General features: G+C 74.7%; 1 protein-coding gene. It reads right to left on the minus strand.

All coding sequences use genetic code 11. The annotated features are described in order from the left end of the window. Window positions 1-12: 12 nt before the first annotated feature. Window positions 13-16,710 carry an SDR family NAD(P)-dependent oxidoreductase gene (locus tag ACIQI7_RS05135; RefSeq protein WP_401105266.1) on the minus strand — a complete coding sequence of 5,566 codons (16,698 nt, stop codon included), beginning with the start codon at window positions 16,708-16,710 and terminating at the stop codon, window positions 13-15. Between the last annotated feature and the right edge of the window lie 7 nt (window positions 16,711-16,717).

Here is a 16,717-nt window from a genome sequence, read left to right on the forward strand (position 1 = left end):
GGGCCGGCGGGTTCACCGGCCGAGGCCGAGTTCGTTGTCGAGGACGTCGAACAGGTCGTCGTCCGTCGCGAGGTCCAGGTCGTCGCCCTCCTCGGTGCCGTCCGCGGCGGAGCCGGCGCTCTGGGGGCCGCTCCACTTCCACAGCAGCGCCTGGAGCCGGGCGGTGATCCGGCCGTGGTCGCCCTCCTCGGCCTCGAGCGCGGCCAACGCCGCCTCGATCCGGTCCAGTTCGGCCAGCACGGTCTGCGCCGGGGCCACCGGCTCGGGGGCTACCAGCGAGCGCAGGTGCTCGGCCAGCACCTCCACGGTCGGGTGGTCGAAGACCAGGGTGGCGGGCAGCCGCAGGCCGGTGGCCGCGTTGAGCCGGTTGCGCAGCTCCAGCGCGGTGAGCGAGTCGAAGCCCAACTCCTTGAAGCTGCGCCCGGTCTGGACGGCGTCCCCGGGGCCGTAGCCGAGGACGGCGGCCACGTCGTCCCGTACCAGCTCGCCCAGCAGCCGGGACTGCTCGGCCGCGGACCGGCCGGTCAGCCGCACCTGCAGGGCCGAGGCCCCGCCGTCCGCCTCCGCCTGACCGGCGGTGCGGCGCACCGGGGTGCGGTCCAGGCCGGCCAGCAGCGCCGGTGCCCGGTCCCGCAGGGCCCGGACGTCGAGCCGGGCCGGCAGCAGCACCGCCCGGTCGGCGTCGAAGGCCGCGTCGAACAGGGCGAGCCCCTGCTCGGTGCCCAGCGGCAGGAAGCCGCCCTTGCCCATCCGGGCCCGGTCGGTCTCGCTCATGTTCCCGGTCATCTCGCTGGCCTCGTCCCACAGGCCCCAGGCGAGGCTGGTGGCGGGCAGGCCGTGGGTGCGGCGGTGGTGGGCGAGGGCGTCGAGGTGGGCGTTGGCGGCGGCGTAGTTGGCCTGTCCGGCGTTGCCGAGGGTGCCGGCGGCGGAGGAGTAGAGGACGAAGGCGGCGAGGTCGCGGTCGCGGGTGAGTTCGTGGAGGTGGTGGGCGGCGTCGCTCTTGGGGTGCAGGACGCGGTCGAGGTGGTCGGGGGTGAGGCCTTCGAGGGTGGCGTCGGCGAGGGTGCCGGCGGTGTGCACGACGGCGGTCAGGTCCGTGATGCCGTCGAGCAGTTGGGCGAGGGCCGTACGGTCGCCGGTGTCGCAGGCGGCGAGGACGACCTCGGCGCCGAGCCCGCGCAGGTCCTCGGCGAGTTCGGCCGCGCCCGGTGCCCCGGCGCCGCGCCGGCTGGTCAGGACGAGCTTGCGCATGCCGTGGCGGGTGACGAGGTGGCGGGCGAGGCGGCTGCCGAGGACGCCGGTGCCGCCGGTGACCAGGACGGTGCCGTCGGGGTCGAGCGGGGTGGGCAGGGTGAGGACCACCTTGCCGGTGTGCTTGGCCTGGCCGAGGTAGCGGAAGGCCTCGGGCGCCCGCCGGATGTCGAAGGCCGTCACCGGCACCGGGGTGATCACGCCCCGGTCGGCCAGCTCCACCAGGTCCCCCAGCATCGACCGGACGTGCTCCGGCCCCGGGTCCATGACGTCGAAGAACCGGTACGCGACGCCCGGGTACGCCGCCGCCACCTCCGCCGCGTCCCGCTTGTCCGTCTTGCCCATCTCGATGAAGCGGCCGCCGCGGGGCAGCAGGCGCAGGGAGGCGTCGACGTACTCGTGGGCGAGGGAGTTGAGGACGATGTCGACGCCGCGGCCGTCGGTGGCCTTGCGGAAGCGTTCCTCGAAGTCGAGGGTGCGGGAGTCGGCGATGTGGTCCTCGTCGTAGCCGAGGGCGCGCAGGGTGTCCCACTTGGGGGTGCTGGCGGTGCCGTAGACCTCCAGGCCCCAGTGGTGGGCGAGTTGGAGGGCGGCCATGCCGACGCCGCCGGTGGCGGCGTGCAGCAGCAGCGACTCCCCGGCCCGGGCCTTCGCCAGGTCGCGCAGCCCGTAGTAGGCGGTCAGGAACACCACCGGCGCGCCCGCCGCCTCGGCGAAGCTCCAGCCGGACGGTTTGCGGGCCAGCAGCCGGTGGTCGGCGAGCGAGACCGGGCCGATCTTGCCGATCAAGCCCATCACCTCGTCACCCGGCGCGAAGCCGGTGACCCCCGGGCCGACTTCCAGCACCACGCCGGCGCCCTCGGAGGCGGCCGGGCGGCCGTCGTCCGGGACCATGCCCAGGGTGATCAGGATGTCCCGGAAGTTCAGGCCCGCCGCCCGCACCGCCAGCCGGACCTGTCCCTCCGCCAGCGGGCCCTCGACCTCGGGGCAGGGCACCAGGGCCAACTTGTCCAGGCTGCCCTTGGCGGTCACGTCGAGTTGCCAGGGGCCGTCCTGCGGGGCCGCCAGGCCGCGGCCGGCCGCCGCCCGGGCCAGCCTCGGCACCAGCACGGCCGCGTCGCGCACCGCCAGCTGCGGCTCGCCCGCCATCAGCGCGGTCGGCACCGCCGCCGCAGAGGCGGCCCGCCCGTCCAGGTCCAGCAGCACGAAGCGGTCCGGGTGCTCGGTCTGCGCCGAGCGGACCAGGCCCCAGACCGCGGCCCCGGGAAGGTCCGGCACGTCCTCGCCGGCGTGCACGGCCACCGCGCGGCGGGTGACCACCACCAGCCGGGCCTCGGCGAACCGCTCGTCCGCCAGCCAGGCGCGGACCGTCTCCAGCACCCGTACGGCGGCGGACCGGACCTCCGGCGCGCCGGCGGCGCACAGGAACGCGGTCCGCACGCCGGCCGCGGCCAGGCCGTCCAGGTCCGCCGCGGCGGCGAGCGGCAGCCGCTCGGCCAGGCCGACGGTGTCCTCGCCCAGCAGCGCCCAGCCCTCGGGCTCCGCCAACGGGCCGGCGGGCTCGGGCAGGGTGCTCCAGTCGACCGCGAACAGGTCGTCGGCGTCCGGCGCGGACGGTGCCAGCTGCGCCGCGCTCACCGGACGGACGGTCAGCGCGCCGACCGAGGCCACCGGCGCGCCGGCGGTGTCCACCAGGTCCAGCGACACGGTGTCCGGGCCGGTCGGCGCGATCCGGGCCCGGACCGTCCGGGCGCCGGTCGCGAACAGCGACACCCGCGACCAGGAGAACGGCAGCCGCGGCGCGTCCCCGGCGCCGCTCAGCGCGAGGCCGTGCAGCACCGCGTCCAGCAGCACCGGGTGCAGGCCGAACGCGCCCGGCGCGGCGGACTCGGGCAGCGCGGCCTCGACGAACAGCTCGTCGCCGCGCCGCCAGGCGGCCCGCAGGCCCCGGAAGCCGGGACCGTACTCCAGGCCGGTCGCCGCCAGCAGCGGGTAGGCGTCCGCCACCGGGACCTCCACGGCCCGCTCCGGGGGCCAGGACCAGCCCTGGTCGGCGGCGCTGTCGGCGGGGCTGCCGCCGGGGTTCCCGCCGGGCAGCAGGGTGCCCGTGGCGTGCCGGGTCCACGGCCGTTCCTCCGGGGCGCCGTCCGGACGGGAGTACACCGCCAGCGGGCGCCGGCCCTCGGCGTCCGCCGCGTCCACCAGCACCTGGAGACGGACGGCGCCCTCCCGCGGCACCGTCAGCGGCGCCTCGACGGTCAGCTCCTCGACCCGGCCGCAGCCCACCCGGTCACCCGCGTGGATCGCCAGGTCGACCAGGGCCGCGCCCGGCACCAGGACGGTGCCCAGCACCGCGTGGTCCGCCAGCCAGGGGTGCGAGCGCAGCGACACCCGGCCGGTGAACAGCGGCCCGGTCTCGTCCGCCCGCTCCACGGCGGCGCCCAGCAGCGGGTGCCCGGCGCCGCTCAGGCCCGCCGACCCGACGTCGGAGGCGCTCGCGCCGGGGGCCAGCCAGTAGCTGCCGTGCTCGAACGGGTAGGTCGGCAGCTCGACCCGGGGCGCGGCCGGCAGCACGGCCGCCCAGTCCACCGAGCCGCCGCGGACGTGGACCTCGGCGGCGGAGGCGAGGAAGCGGAGCAGCCCGCCCTCGCCCCGGCGCAGCGACCCGGTGACCACCGTGCGGTCCTCGCGCCCGGCGGCCTCCACCACCTGCTGCACGCCCATGGTCAGCACCGGGTGCGGGCTGGACTCGACGAGCACCTGGTGGCCGTCGGCCAGCAGCGCGTCCACGGCCTGCTCGAACAGCACCGTCTGCCGCAGGTTGCGCATCCAGTACTCCGGGTCGAGCCCGGCCGTGTCCACCGGCCCGCCGGTCACCGTGGAGTAGAAGGCCACGCCCGTCGAGCGGGGCTCGATGCCGGCCAGCAGATCGAGCACCTCATCCCGGATGGCGTCCACGTGCACCGAGTGCGAGGCGTAGTCGACCGGGATCACCCGGGCCCGCACCTCCTCGCGGTCGTAGCCGGCGACCAGCTCGCGCAGCGCGTCGGCGTCACCCGAAACCACTGTCACGGCGGGGCCGTTGACCGCCGCGACGCTCAACTCCTCCGGCCTTTCCGCGATCCGCGCGCGGACCTCGGCGACCGGCAGCGGGACGGAGACCATCCCGCCCTTCCCGGCGATCCGCCGCAGCGCGCGGCTGCGCAGCGCCACCACCCGGGCGGCGTCGTCCAGGGAGAGCGCGCCGGCCACGGCGGCCGCGGCGATCTCGCCCTGGGAGTGGCCGACCACGGCGTCCGGCCGGACCCCGTACGAGCGCCACAGCTCGGCCAGCGACACCATCACGGCCCACAGCGCCGGCTGCACCACGTCCACGCGCTCCAGCGACGCCTCGTCGCCGACGCCGCGCAGCACGTCCAGCAGGTCCCAGTCCGTGTACGGCGCCAGCGCCGCCGCGCACTCCTCGATCCGGCCGCGGAACACCGGTGCGGTGTCCAGGAGTTCGACGGCCATGCCGAGCCACTGCGAGCCCTGGCCGGGGAACACCAGCGCGGTCCGGCCGGCCGGCTGCGCCGTGCCGACGACCGCGTTCGCCGCCGTCCGGCCCTCGGCGAGGGCGGCCAGCGCCTCGCGCAGGGCGGTCGGCTCGGCGGCCGTGACGACGGCGCGGTGCTCGTGGAGGGCGCGGGTGGTGGCCAGCGAGCGGGCGAGGGCGGTGCCGGTGGCGCCGCCGTCGGTGGTGCCGTCCGCGAGCGCGCCGAGGAGGCGGGCGGCCTGCGCCTGGAGCGCCTTCCGGGACTTGGCGGAGAGCAGGTAGGGAAGAGCGGCCGCCGGGGTGTCGGGGGTCTCGGAGGACGTGGGCGCAGGGCCTTGTTCGAGGATGACGTGGGCGTTGGTGCCGCTGATGCCGAAGGAGGAGACGGCGGCGCGGCGGGGGCGTCCGTCGAGGGTCGGCCATTCCTGCTGGTGGGTGAGGAGTTGGATGCTCTGGTCGGTCCAGTCGATGTGGGTGGAGGGCTGGTCGGCGTGGAGGGTGCGGGGCAGGGTGCCGTGGCGCATGGCCATGACCATCTTGATGATGCCCGCGACGCCGGCGGCGGCCTGGGTGTGGCCGATGTTGGACTTGACGGAGCCGAGGTGGAGGGGGTGGCCGGGGGCGCGGTCGGTGCCGTAGGTGGCGATGAGGGCTTGGGCTTCGATGGGGTCGCCGAGGGGGGTGCCGGTGCCGTGGGCTTCGACGGCGTCGATGTCGGTGGTGGTGAGGTGGGCGTTGGTGAGGGCTTGGCGGATGACGCGTTGCTGGGCGGGGCCGTTGGGGGCGGTGAGGCCGTTGGAGGCGCCGTCCTGGTTGACGGCGCTGCCGCGGACGACGGCGAGGATCCGGTGGCCGTTGCGCTGGGCGTCGGAGAGCCGCTCGACCAGGAGGAGGCCGACGCCTTCGCCCCAGCCGGTGCCGTCCGCGCCCGCGCCGAAGGCCTTGCAACGCCCGTCGGGGGAGAGGCCGCGCTGGCGGCTGAACCCGACGAAGACGCTCGGCGTGGCCATGACGGTGACGCCGCCGGCGAGGGCGAGGTCGCATTCGCCGTTGCGCAGGGCCTGGGCGGCGAGGTGGAGGGCGACGAGGGAGGAGGAGCAGGCGGTGTCGATGGTGACGGCCGGGCCCTCCAGCCCGAAGGTGTAGGACAGTCGGCCGGAGGCGACGCTGCCGGTGGTGCCGGTGAGGAGGTGGCCCTCCAGACCGTCCGAGCCGGAGCCGCCGTTCGCGTAGTCGTGGTACATGACGCCGGTGAAGACGCCGGTCCGGCTGCCGCGCAGGGTGGTCGGGTCGAGGCCCGCGCGCTCGAAGGCCTCCCAGGCGGTTTCGAGGAGGAGGCGCTGCTGGGGGTCGGTGGCGAGGGCCTCGCGGGGGCTCATGCCGAAGAAGGCGGGGTCGAACTCGGCGGCCTGGTACAGGAATCCGCCGGTCCGGGCGTAGGACTTGCCCGCGGTGTCGGGGTCGGGGTCGTAGAGGCCGTCGAGGTCCCAGCCGCGGTCGGCCGGGAAGTCGCCGATCGCGTCGGTGCCGGAGGCGACGAGGTGCCAGAGATCCTCGGGGGTCTGGACGCCGCCGGGGTAGCGGCAGGCCATGGCGACGATGGCGATGGGCTCGTCGATGGTCCGGGTGGTGGTGTTCTTCGACTCCTCGGTGGTGCCGAGGAGGTGGTCGCCGAGGAGTTCGTTGCCGAGGTGGCGGGCGAGGGCTTCGGGGTTGGGGTGGTCGAAGACCAGGCTGGAGGGCAGGCGCAGGCCGGTGAGGGTGTTGAGGCGGTTGCGCAGGTCCAGCGCGGTCAGCGAGTCGAAGCCCAGCTCGACGAAGGCCCGGTCGGCCGTCACCGCCGACGCGTCCCGGTGCGCGAGCACCTCGGCCGCCTGCTCCCGGACGGCCCGCAGCAGCAGCGCCGCGCGCTCCTCGGCCGGGGCGGCCAGCAGCTCGGCGGCGAAGCCGGCGGTCGCGGCGGTGGCGTGACGCAGGCGCGGGGTGCGGACCAGCCCGGCGAGCAGGACCGGGGCCGTGGGCGCGGTGCGCAGGGCGGCCAGGTCGAGCCGGACGGGGACGGTCACCGCGCGGTCGGTGCTCAGTGCGGTGTCGAGGAGGGTGAGGCCTTGGTGGTCGGTGAGGGGGGTGATGCCGGTGCGGGCGATGCGGGTGGTGTCGGTGTTCGTGAGTTCGGCGGCCATGCCGGTGTGCCAGGGGCCCCAGGCGAGGCTGGTGGCGGGTAGGTCGTGGGTGCGGCGGTGGTGGGCGAGGGCGTCGAGGAAGGCGTTGGCGGCGGCGTAGTTGGCTTGGCCTGGGTTGCCGAGGGTGCCGGCGATGGAGGAGTAGAGGACGAAGGCGGTGAGGTCGCGGTCGCGGGTGAGTTCGTGGAGGTGCCAGGCGGCGTCGGCTTTGGGGCGTAGGACGCGGTCCAGGCGCTGGGCGTCGAGTGTCTCGATCGGCGCGTCGTCGAGGATGCCGGCGCAGTGGATGACGGCGGTGAGGTCCTCGATGCCGTGGAGGAGGTGGGCGAGGGCCTCGCGGTCGGTGACGTCGCAGGTGGTGTGGTGGATCTCGGCGTCGAGGTCGGCGAGTTCGGTTGCTGTGGGGCTGTCGGGGCCGCGTCGGGAGGCGAGGACGAGGCGGCGGGCGCCGTGGTGGGTGATGAGGTGGCGGGCGGTGAGGGTGGCGAGGGCTCCGCTGGCGCCGGTGATCAGGACGGTGCCGTCGAGGGTGATCGGTTGTGCGGAGTCGGTGGGGGTGGTGCGGCGCAGGCGGGGGGCGTGGAAGGTGCCGGCGCGTAGGGCGAGTTGGGGCTCGTCGGGGAGGGCGGGGAGGTCGTCACTGTCGGTGTCGGTGTCGAGGAGGACGAAGCGTCCGGGGTGCTCGGTCTGGGCGGAGCGGACCAGGCCCCAGACGGCGGCCTGTGCCGGGTCGACGGGCGCGTCGTCCTCGACGGCCACCGCGCCGCGTGTCACCAGGACCAGCCGGGACGCGGCGAACCGCTCCTCCGCCAGCCACTCCTGCAGCAGGCCCAGAGTGCTCACGAGGAGATGGCGAGCGGCCTCCGGGGTGGTGCCGCCCGCCTCGTCCGTGGCGCGCACACGCGCGTACACGGTGGCCGGTACGGCGCCGTGCTCGGCGAGTTCGCTGAGCGGTCCGTCCGGGACGGTGGCGTTCTGCTCCACCGAGGCCGGGCCGGCCGTGATCCACTCGATCTCGAACAGCGGGTCCCGCCCGCCCGAGGCGGCTGCCAACTGCTCGGCGGTCACCGGGCGGACGGCCAGCGCCTCCACCGAGGCGACCGGCGCGCCGGACTCGTCCGCCAGCAGCAGGGCGACGTCCCCGCCCCCGGCGGCGGTCACCCGGACCCGCAGGGTCTCGGCGCCGGTCGCGTACAGCGACGCGCCGGACCAGGCGAACGGCAGCCGTACGTCCGCGTCCTCCTGCCGCGCGAGCAGGGTGTGCAGCGCCGCGTCGAGCATCATCGGCGACAGGGTGAAGCCGTTGACGGCGGCCGCCTGGTCGGGCAGCGCGACCTCGGCGAACAGCTCGTCGCCACGGTGCCAGACCTGCCGCAGACCACGGAAGGCGGGGCCGTAGTCGAAGCCGCGCTCCGCCAGCCGGTCGTACAGGCCCGCGGCCGGGAGGGCGGTCGCGCCCGCCGGCGGCCAGGCCGCCAGGTTCTCCGACGGAGCGGGCTCGGCGGCCGCGAGGACGCCGACGGCGTGACGGGCCCACGGCTCGTCCGACTGCGCCTGAGCGGGCCGCGAGTGCAGGCTCGCCGAGCGGCGGCCGGTGTCGTCCGGGGCGGACACGACCAACTGGAGGGCTAGGGGGCCCTGTTCGGTGAGAACCAGCGGAGCTTCGAGGGTCAGTTCCGCGACGTGCGGGGAATCGAGGCGGTGACCGGCGTGCCAGAACAGTTCGAGCACCATCGCGGCGGGCATCAGCACGGCGCCCAGCACCGCGTGGTCCTGGAGCCAGGGGTGGGTGCCGGTGGAGAGCCGGCCGCTGAACACCGTCCGCTCGGCGTCGGCGAGTTCGACGATCGCGCCGAGGAGCGGGTGCTCGGCGGCGGCGAGTCCGAAGTCCCCGGGGGAAGCGGTGTCGGGGGCGGTGAGCCAGTAGTGCTGGTGCTGGAAGGGGTAGGTGGGGAGGCTGGGGAGCTCTGCGGTGGTGGGGAGGAGGGCGGCCCAGGTGACGGGGGTGCCGGTGGTGTGGAGGCCTGCCAGCGCTTGGAGGAGGGTGGTGGTTTCGGGCTTGGTGCGGCGGGTGGTGGGGTGGGCGTTGGTGGTGAGGAGGGGGGTGAGGGCGGCGTCGGGGCCGATTTCGAGGTAGGTGGTGACGCCTGCGGCTTCGAGGTGGTGGATGCCGTCGGCGAAGCGGACGGCTTCGCGGAGGTGGCGGACCCAGTAGTCGGGGTCCTTGAGCCGGCTGTTCTCGGCGATTGCGCCGGTGAGGTTGGAGACGATCGGGATGCGCGGGTCGGACGGGTTCAACTCGGCGACGACGGTCCGGAATTCGGCGAGGATCGGGTCCATGAGGGGGGAGTGGAAGGCGTGGCTGACCCGCAGGCGGGTGGTCTTGCGGCCCCGGGCCTTCAGCTCCTCGGCGACGGCGTCGATGTCCGCCTGGGCGCCGGAAATGACGAGGGAGGTGGGGGAGTTGACGGCGGCGACGGCCGCGTTGCGTCCGTCGAGGAGGGGCAGGACTTCGTCTTCGGTGGCCTGGACGGCGGTCATGGCGCCGCCGTCGGGCAGGGACTGCATGAGTCGTCCGCGCGCGGTGATGAGCTTGGCCGCGTCCTCCAGGGTGAAGACCCCGGCGAGGTGGGCGGCGGTGATCTCGCCGACGGAGTGCCCGATGAGGTAGTCCGGCCGGACTCCGAGGGACTCCAGGAGCCGGTACAGCGCGGTCTCGAAAGCGAACAGCGCGGGCTGGGTGAACTCGGTCCGGTTCAGCAGCTCGACGTCGTCCCCGCCGATGACGTCCTTCAGCGGACGGTCGAGGTGGGCGTCGAGGGCTGCGCAGACGGTGTCGAAGGCCTCGGCGAAGACCGGGAAGGCCTGCGTCAACTCCGATCCCATGCCCAGCCGTTGCGCACCCTGCCCACTGAACAGGAAAGCGGTCCGGCCGCCCTGTCCGACCGTGCCCGTCACGACCTCGGCCGACTGCTCGCCGCGCGCCAGCGCCGCGAGCCCGGCACGGTGGTCGCCGGTGACGACGGCCCGGTGCTCGAACGCGGCACGCTTGAGCAGCGCCTGCGCCACGCCGACCGCCGAGTGGTCGTCGGAGAGCGCGCCGAGCAGCCGCTCGGCCTGCGCCGTCAGCGCCTCCGCCGACTTCGCAGACAGCACCCAGGGCGCGAGCGCCCCGGCCTGCGGGGCGTTCGCCGGTTCGGCGCTCTCGTCGGGGCCTTGTTCGAGGATGACGTGGGCGTTGGTGCCGCTGATGCCGAAGGAGGAGACGGCGGCGCGGCGGGGGCGTCCGTCGAGGGTCGGCCATTCCTGCTGGTGGGTGAGGAGTTGGACGCTCTGGTCGGTCCAGTCGATGTGGGTGGAGGGCTGGTCGGCGTGGAGGGTGCGGGGCAGGGTGCCGTGGCGCATGGCCATGACCATCTTGATGATGCCCGCGACGCCGGCGGCGGCCTGGGTGTGGCCGATGTTGGACTTGACGGAGCCGAGGTGGAGGGGGTGGCCGGGGGCGCGGCCGGTGCCGTAGGTGGCGATGAGGGCTTGGGCTTCGATGGGGTCGCCGAGGGGGGTGCCGGTGCCGTGGGCTTCGACGGCGTCGATGTCGGTGGTGGTGAGGTGGGCGTTGGTGAGGGCCTGGCGGATGACGCGTTGCTGGGCGGGGCCGTTGGGGGCGGTGAGGCCGTTGGAGGCGCCGTCCTGGTTGACGGCGCTGCCGCGGACGACGGCGAGGATCCGGTGGCCGTTGCGCTGGGCGTCGGAGAGCCGCTCGACCAGGAGGAGGCCGACGCCTTCGCCCCAGCCGGTGCCGTCCGCGCCCGCGCCGAAGGCCTTGCAACGCCCGTCGGGGGAGAGGCCGCGCTGGCGGCTGAACTGGACGAACACGTTCGGCGTGGCCATGACGGTGACGCCGCCGGCGAGGGCGAGGTCGCATTCGCCGTTGCGCAGGGCCTGGGCGGCGAGGTGGAGGGCGACGAGGGAGGAGGAGCAGGCGGTGTCGATGGTGACGGCCGGGCCCTCCAGCCCGAAGGTGTAGGACAGTCGGCCGGAGGCGACGCTCGCGGTGCTGCCGGTCAGCAGGTGTCCCTCGAAGCCGGGCGCGGGCTTGGCGATCCGGGTGCCGTAGTCGTGGTACATGACGCCGGTGAAGACGCCGGTCCGGCTGCCGCGCAGGGTGGTCGGGTCGAGGTCCGCGCGCTCGAAGGCCTCCCAGGCGGTTTCGAGGAGGAGGCGCTGCTGGGGGTCGGTGGCGAGGGCCTCGCGGGGGCTCATGCCGAAGAAGGCGGGGTCGAAGTCGGCGGCCTGGTGCAGGAATCCGCCGGTCCGGGCGTAGGACTTGCCGGTCGCGTCGGGGTCGGCGTCGAAGAGGGTGTCGAGGTTCCAACCACGGTCGGTGGGGAAGGCGGTGACGGCGTCCACGCCGTCCGCGACCAGCCGCCACAGGTCCTCCGGCGACTCGACGCCGCCCGGGTAGCGGCAGGCCATGGCGACGATGGCGATGGGCTCGTCGGCGGTCCGGACGGTGGCGGTGGTGACGGTCTCCTGGGCAGTGCCGAGGAGTTCGTTGCCGAGGTGGCGGGCGAGGGCTTCGGGGTTGGGGTGGTCGAAGACCAGGCTGGAGGGCAGGCGCAGGCCGGTGAGGGTGTTGAGGCGGTTGCGCAGGTCCAGCGCGGTCAGCGAGTCGAAGCCGAGGTCCTTGAACGCGCGGTCGGATGCGATGGCGGTGGCGTCCGTGTGGCCCAGGACGACCGCCAACTGCTCGGTCACCAGCTCGATCAGCGCTCGCTCCCGCTCGGCCGGCGCGAGGTCCGCCAGCCGTCCGGCCAGGCCCTGGGGCCGCTCCGTCCGGCCGGCGGCACGCGGGCGACCGCCCCGCACCACGTCGCGCAGCAGGGCGGGGACCTGGGCGCTGTCGTGAACGGCGGTGGCCATTCGGGCCGGTACGAGGACGGGCTGCCCGGTGCTCAGTGCGGTGTCGAGGAGGGTGAGGCCTTGGTGGTCGGTGAGGGGGGTGATGCCGGTGCGGGCGATGCGGGTGGTGTCGGTGTTCGTGAGTTCGGCGGCCATGCCGGTGTGCCAGGGGCCCCAGGCGAGGCTGGTGGCGGGTAGGTCGTGGGTGCGGCGGTGGTGGGCGAGGGCGTCGAGGAAGGCGTTGGCGGCGGTGTAGTTGGCTTGGCCTGGGTTGCCGAGGGTGCCGGCGATGGAGGAGTAGAGGACGAAGGCGGTGAGGTCGCGGTCGCGGGTGAGTTCGTGGAGGTGCCAGGCGGCGTCGGCTTTGGGGCGTAGGACGCGGTCCAGGCGCTGGGCGTCGAGTGTCTCGATCGGTGCGTCGTCGAGGATGCCGGCGCAGTGGATGACGGCGGTGAGGTCCTCGATGCCGTGGAGGAGGTGGGCGAGGGCCTCGCGGTCGGTGACGTCGCAGGTGGTGTGGTGGATCTCGGCGTCGAGGTCGGCGAGTTCGGTTGCTGTGGGGCTGTCGGGGCCGCGTCGGGAGGCGAGGACGAGGCGGCGGGCGCCGTGGTGGGTGATGAGGTGGCGGGCGGTGAGGGTGGCGAGGGCTCCGCTGGCGCCGGTGATCAGGACGGTGCCGTCGAGGGTGATCGGTTGTGCGGAGTCGGTGGGGGTGGTGCGGCGCAGGCGGGGGGCGTGGAAGGTGCCGGCGCGTAGGGCGAGTTGGGGCTCGTCGGGGAGGGCGGGGAGGTTGTCGCTGTCGGTGTCGGTGTCGAGGAGGACGAAGCGTCCGGGGTGCTCGGTCTGGGCGGAGCGGACCAGGCCCCAGACGGCGGCCTGTGCCGGGTCGACGGGCGCGTCCTCTTCGACGGCCACCGCGCCGCGTGTCACCAGGACCAGCCGGGACGCGGCGAACCGCTCCTCCGCCAGCCAGCCACGGCAGAGCTCCAGCGCCCAACCGGCGACCGCGTGCGCGGAGGCCGCCGGGTCGGCGCCGTCGAGCAACTCGGCCGGAACGGCGGCGAACACCGTGCCGGGCACCTCGTCGGACGTGGCCAGCTCGGCGAGGCCGTCGGACACCGGTCCGTCCGCAGCGATCGATGCCCGACTCTCCTTCTCCGCCAGGGCGGAGGGAGTGTTCTGCCACTCCACCGAGAACAGCATCCGGTCCGCCGCGAGCCCGGGTGCGATCAACTGCTGCTGCGAGACCGCGTGCAGGGTGAGCGCGTCGACGGAGACGACCGGCGCGCCGGTGGGGTCCGTGGCGAGCAGCGCGACCTCGTCCGGACCGGTCGGGGTGAGCCGGACCCGCAGCTCGGTGGCGCCGGTGGCGTGCAGGGCGACGCCGGACCAGGCGAACGGCAGCCGCAGGGCCTCGGAGCCACCGTCGGCGGTCCCGAGGACGTGCAGGGCGGTGTCCCAGAGTGCCGGGTGGAGGGCGAACTCCTCGGCCTCCTCGGCCCCGGCGGGCCAGGACACCTCGGCGAACAGCTCCGCCCCACGTTGCCACGCGGCCGTCAGGCCCTGGAAACGCGGACCGTAGCCGTAGCCGCGCGCCGCCAGGTCCTCGTACAGCCCGTCCAGCGGGACGGCGACGGCGCCCGGCGGGGGCCAGGCCGCCTCCGGGGACGGCGTGGTGGCGGTCTCGGCGGTCAGCCGGCCGGTCGCGTGGCAGGTCCACACCTCGTCGGCGGCGGTGTGGTCCTCCGGGCGGGAGTAGACGGCGACCGGCCGGTCACCGGACGCGTCCGGTCCGCCGACCCAGACCTGGAGGCGGACGGCCTCCCCCTCGGGGAGCGCGAGCGGTGCGCGGAGGGTGAGTTCGTCGAGCCGACCGGAGCCGACCTGGTAGCCGAGGTGGACGGCCAGCTCCGCGAAGGCGGTGCCGGGCAGGAGGACGGTGCCGGCGATGGTGTGGTCGGTGAGCCAGGGGTGGGTGGTGGTGGAGAGGCGGCCGGTGAACAGCATGCCGTCGCCGTCGGCGCGGGTGACGGCGGCACCGAGGAGCGGGTGCTCGGCGGCGGCGAGACCTGCGGCGGTGAGGTCGGTGGCGGTGGTGGTTCCGGCGGGGAGGTCGAGCCAGTAGTGCTGGTGCTGGAAGGCGTAGGTGGGGAGGTCGAGGTGGGCGGCGGTGGCCGGGAGGAAGCTGGCCCAGCGGACGGTGGTGCCGGTGGTGTGGAGGTGGGCCAGGATCTGGGTGAGGGTCTGGACCTCGGGCTTGGTCCGGCGGGTGGTGGGGTGGGCGTTGGTGGTGAGGAGGGGGGTGAGGGCGGCGTCGGGGCCGATTTCGAGGTAGGTGGTGACGCCTGCGGCTTGCAGGTGGTGGATGCCGTCGGCGAAGCGGACGGCTTCGCGGAGGTGGCGGACCCAGTAGTCGGGGTCGTTCAGTTCCTCGGTGGTGGCGGTGGTGCCGGTGAGGTTGGAGACGATCGGGATGCGCGGGTCGTTCGTGTTCAACTCGGCGACGACGGTCCGGAATTCGTCGAGGATCGGGTCCATGAGGGGGGAGTGGAAGGCGTGGCTGACCCGCAGGCGGGTGGTCTTGCGGCCCCGGGCCTTCAGCTCCTCGGCGACGGCGTCGACGTCCGCCTTCGCACCCGAAATGACGAGGGATGTGGCGGAGTTGACGGCGGCGACGGCCGCGTTGCGTCCGTCGAGGAGGGGCAGGACTTCGTCTTCGGTGGCCTGGACGGCGGTCATGGCGCCGCCGTCGGGCAGGGACTGCATGAGCCGTCCGCGCGCCGTGATGAGCTTGGCCGCGTCCTCCAGGGTGAAGACCCCGGCGAGGTGGGCGGCGGTGATCTCGCCGACGGAGTGCCCGATGAGGTAGTCCGGCCGGACTCCGAGCGACTCCAGGAGCCGGTACAGCGCGGTCTCGAAGGCGAACAGCGCGGGCTGGGTGTACTCGGTGCGGTTCAGCAGCTCGACGTCGTCCCCGCCGATGACGTCCTTCAGCGGCCGCGACAGGTGCGAGTCCAACGCGGCGCACACCGTGTCGAAGGCCTCGGCGAACAACGGGAACGCCTGCGCCAACTCCGATCCCATGCCCAGCCGTTGCGCACCCTGACCGCTGAACAGGAACGCGACCCGGCGGTTCTCCACCGCCGTCCCCCGCACCACCTCCGGTGCGCTCCCGCCCGCCGCCAGCGCGGCGAGTCCGGCGCGGTGGTCGCCCGTGACGACGGCCCGGTGCTTCAGTGCGGCCCGTCGGCCGAGCGCCTGCGCCACGCCGACCGCCGAGTGATCGTCGGAGAGCGCACCGAGCAGCCGCTCGGCCTGCGCCTGCAACGCCTCCGCCGACTTCGCCGACAGCACCCACGGCACGACGCTCCCGGCCTGCGGGGCGTCCGTCGGTTCGGAGCTCTCGTCGGGGCCCTGCTCCAGGATGACGTGGGCGTTGGTGCCGCTGATGCCGAAGGAGGAGACGGCGGCGCGGCGCGGCCGCCCGTCGACGGCCGGCCATTCCCGTGCCTGGCTGAGGAGTTCGACCGCCCCGGCCTCCCAGTCGACGTGCGGGGACGGCTGGTCCGCGTGCAGGGTGCGAGGCAGGACGCCGTGGCGCATCGCCATGACCATCTTGACGATGCCCGCCACACCGGCTGCCGCCTGGGTGTGCCCGAGATTGGACTTCACCGATCCCAGGTGCAGCGGACGGCCATCGGGGCGTCCCTGCCCGTACGTGGCGAGGAGCGCCTGTGCCTCGATCGGGTCACCGAGCGTGGTCCCGGTCCCGTGCGCCTCCACCGCGTCCACGTCCGAGGCCGTGAGCCGAGCGTTGGCGAGTGCCTGGCGGATCACCCGCTCCTGCGCCGGCCCGTTCGGCGCCGTCAGCCCGTTGGACGCACCGTCCTGGTTCACGGCCGTGCCGCGCACCACCGCGAGCACCCGGTGCCCGTTGCGCCGCGCGTCCGACAGCCGCTCCACCAGCAGCAGCCCGACCCCCTCCGCCCAGCCCGTCCCGTCCGCACCCGCCCCGAAGGCCTTGCAACGCCCGTCCGCGGACAGCCCGCGCTGGCGGCTGAACTCGATGAAGGTGTTCGGCGTGGCCATGACGGTGACGCCGCCGGCGAGGGCGAGGTCGCACTCGCCGTTGCGCAGGGCCTGGGCGGCGAGGTGGAGGGCGACGAGGGAGGAGGAGCAGGCGGTGTCGATGGTGACGGCCGGGCCCTCCAGCCCGAAGGTGTAGGCGAGGCGCCCGGACAGCACGCTGCCGGTGCTGCCGGTGCGCAGGTAGCCCTCCAGCTCCTCCGGCGCGCGCTGGACCCGACCCGCGTAGTCCTCGTACATCACGCCCGCGAAGACGCCGGTCCGGCTGCCGCGCTGCCCGGCCGGGTCGAGGCCCGCGTGCTCGAAGGCCTCCCAGGCGGTCTCCAGCAGCAGGCGCTGCTGCGGGTCGGTGGCCAGCGCCTCGCGCGGGCTCATGCCGAAGAACGCGGCGTCGAACTCGGCGGCCCGGTGGAGGAAGCCGCCCCGGCGGGTGTACGAGGTGCCGGGGTGCTCCGGGTCCGGGTGGTACAGCTCGTCGAGGTTCCAGCCGCGGTTGCCGGGGAAGTCGCCGGTGGCGTCCACGCCGTCCGCGACCAGCCGCCAGAGCTCGTCGGGCGAGGCGACGCCGCCCGGATAGCGGCAGGCCATGCCGACGATGGCGATCGGGTCCTGGGACCGGGCGAGGAGTTCCTCGTTCTCGGCCCGCAGCCGCTCGGTCTCCTTGAGCGAGGCGCGCAGCGCGCGGACGATCTTGTCGGTGGACGCGGTGGACGCGGTGGACGCGGCGGAGGTCGGGGACGTGCTGGAAGTCATGGTGTTC

Source organism: Kitasatospora sp. NPDC092039, assembly GCF_044756065.1.
GTDB lineage: Bacteria > Actinomycetota > Actinomycetes > Streptomycetales > Streptomycetaceae > Kitasatospora.

Excerpts from the sequence above, each read along its gene's own strand:
- ACIQI7_RS05135 (WP_401105266.1), bottom strand. The coding sequence starts at position 16,710 with ATGACTTCCAGCACGTCCCCGACCTCCGCCGCGTCCACCGCGTCCACC.